Consider the following 2,746-nt stretch of genomic DNA (forward strand, 5'->3'; position numbering starts at 1 on the left):
CTTCGGCATTTTGGGTAATCACCAGGGATAGTATAGCAAATTAGTTAACTGTTAGTAACCCTTTTCAGGTCGGCCTCAACCATTATGCGCACCAGGTCTTTGAAGGTGGTGCGCGGTCGCCAGCCGAGTTTTTGCCGGGCTTTTGACGCGTCACCCACTAGAAGCTCCACGTCCGCCGGGCGCTTGAAGGCCGGGTCCTCCACCACATAGTCCCGCCAGTTGAGGCCTACGCAGGCGAAAGCTTCGGCGGCGAATTCCCGGACGCTGTGGGTCTCCCCGGTAGCGATCACGTAGTCGTCAGGCTCCGGCTGCTGGAGCATCAGCCACATCGCTTCGACGTACTCCGGGGCGTAGCCCCAGTCGCGTTTGGCTTCGAGGTTGCCGAGGCGCAGCTCTTTTTGCAGGCCATATTTGATCCGGGCTGCTCCGTCGGTGATCTTCCGGGTGACGAACTCAACCCCCCGTAGCTCCGATTCGTGGTTAAAAAGGATGCCGGAGCAGGCGAAGATGCCGTAGCTTTCGCGGTAGTTGACGGTCATCCAGTGGGCGTAAAGCTTGGCGGCGGCGTAAGGGCTGCGGGGGTAGAAGGGCGTTTTCTCGTTTTGGGGGACGCTCTGCGCCTTGCCGAACATCTCGCTGGAGGAGGCCTGGTAAAATTTTATCTTGGGGTTAATGGTGCGGATCGCCTCTAAAATTCGGACCGCGCCCAGGCCGGTGATCTCCCCGGTCACCACCGGCTGCGCGAAGGAGACGGCTACGAAACTCTGCGCCGCCAAGTTGTAAACCTCGTCGGGTTGCGTGGTCTTAAGGACGCGGATGATGTTGCCGGTAGCGAGAAGGTCGAGCGGGACGAGTTCCACCTGTTCGCGGATGCCTAAGTAGTCGAGCCGTTCCAGGTTGAGGACGCTGGAGCGGCGGAAGGCGCCGTAAACCTTATAGCCTTTGCTGAGTAGGAGCCGCGCCAGCTAGGCGCCGTCCTGGTCGGTGATGAGGGCGGTTTTCGTCAATTTATTTGCCTCCTTGCTTCTATTTTGGCCGGGTTTTCAACAAAATTCGCCGTCCCGATCGTTTTCCCTGCCAGCAGTGCGCTTTACTTTTCGGATTGGCGATTAATTGGCTCGCGTAGCGATGAAGGCAGCGTAGGTCTGGGCTGCTTCCTTGGCTGGGCCGATAAAGCGGATTTCGCCTTTATCCAGCCAGACCGCTAAGTTGCAGAGTTCTTCCACCTGCTGGGGGTCGTGGGTGACGAAGATAATGGTTACGCCCCGTTTTCGCAACTCGCGGATGCGGTCCAGGCATTTTTCCTGGTAAGCGAGGTCGCCCACCGCCAGCACCTCGTCCACAAGCAGGATCTCCGCATCTACGTGGACGGCGACGGCGAAGCCGAGGCGCATGTACATCCCAGAGGAGTAGGTGCGCACCGGGTTGTAGATGAAGTCGCCCAGTTCCGAAAAGGCGATGATGTCGGCGAGGCGCTCCTTGATCTCCTTGCGAGTGAGGCCGAGGATGGAGGCGTTGAGGAAGATATTCTCAATGCCCGTGAAGTCGGGGTGGAAGCCCGCGCCGAGTTCTAGCAGCGTAGAAACCCGGCCGTTTACCTTCACGGTGCCGCGTGTGGGGTAGAGGATGCGGCTGATGATTTTCAAAAGGGTGCTCTTGCCGGAGCCGTTGCGGCCGATGAGCCCCACGGTGGCGCCGCGGGGGATGGTGAGGTTCACGTTTTTGAGTGCCCAGAACTCGTCGGTGCGGCCGCGGTGCCAGAAGATGAGGCGCTCTTTCAAGCTGTAGGCGCGGTCGTGGTAAACGCGGAATTTTTTCCAGAGGCCAGTTATTTCGACGGCGGTCACCGGTATTAAACCTCCTCGGCGACGGCGCGCTGCAGGCGCTCGAAGGCCGCTAAGCTGAGGATGAAAAGCGCGAGCAGCACTGGTGCGATTTGCGCAAGTATCTGCCAGTCCGGCCAGCGGCCGTAGAAGAAGATTGCCCGGTAGGCCTCGATGAGCGGTGCCGCCGGGTTCAGCGCTAGGAAGGGGCGGAAGCGTTCCGGAATCAGCGTCGCCGGATAGATGACGGGGGTGAGGAAGAACCAGACGGTCATCAGGATGCCGGTGATATGCTCCAGGTCCCGGAAGTAGACGGTGGCTACGGCGACGAGCAGGGCCAATGCTACTACCAGCAGCGTCTGCAGGGTAAGAATGACCGGAAAGGCGAGTAGCGCGGGCGTGAGCTTGATTTTGAAAAGGAGTAGCGCTGGGAGCAGGATGCAAAGCCCCAGGCAGTAGTTAATCAGGTTGGCGAAGACCACCGAAAGCGGCAGGACGACGCGGGGGAAGTAGATTTTTTTCACCAGGGGGCCGTTTTGGACTAAACTTGAAGCCGCCTGCAGGGTAGACTGGGCGAGGTAGTTCCAGGGCAGAAGCGCTACGAAGAGGAACATCGCGTAGTTTTCGACCTTCACCCGCATGACGAAAGAGAAGACGACGCTGTAAACGACAAGCATCAGGAGCGGGTGCGCGAAGGTCCAAAAAAAGCCGAGCACCGCACCCTTGTAGCGGGCGCGGAGCTCCTTCGCAACGAGATTCCGGAGCATCTCGCGGTAGAGGTAGAGTTCCTGTAGTTGCTGCCACACGCGCGGTATCTCCTTTTGTTTTATTGTATCATTTTACCGGCGGGCGGGCAACAGTGACCAGGGTACGACTGAGTCAAGGAGTTTCGGGTGTTTTTTCTTTCCAGAAATAGGGTTATA

General features: G+C 58.6%; 3 protein-coding genes. All 3 read right to left on the reverse strand.

Going from position 1 to position 2,746, the window contains the following annotated elements:
• Positions 1-44: 44 nt before the first annotated feature.
• Entirely contained in the window at positions 45-965 is a 921-nt protein-coding gene (locus ACUVTA_RS09345) for a GDP-mannose 4,6-dehydratase (RefSeq protein ID WP_445952669.1), read from the reverse strand.
• A 144-nt stretch (positions 966-1,109) separates the two neighbouring features.
• Positions 1,110-1,847: an ABC transporter ATP-binding protein gene (locus ACUVTA_RS09350; RefSeq protein WP_445952667.1), complete on the reverse strand. Its 738-nt coding sequence runs from the start codon at positions 1,845-1,847 to the stop codon at positions 1,110-1,112.
• A 5-nt stretch (positions 1,848-1,852) separates the two neighbouring features.
• Complete coding sequence (locus tag ACUVTA_RS09355) at positions 1,853-2,629, reverse strand: ABC transporter permease (RefSeq protein ID WP_445952668.1); 777 nt, start codon at positions 2,627-2,629, stop codon at positions 1,853-1,855.
• Between the last annotated feature and the right edge of the window lie 117 nt (positions 2,630-2,746).

It is taken from the genome of Thermodesulfitimonas sp. (genome assembly GCF_052743955.1).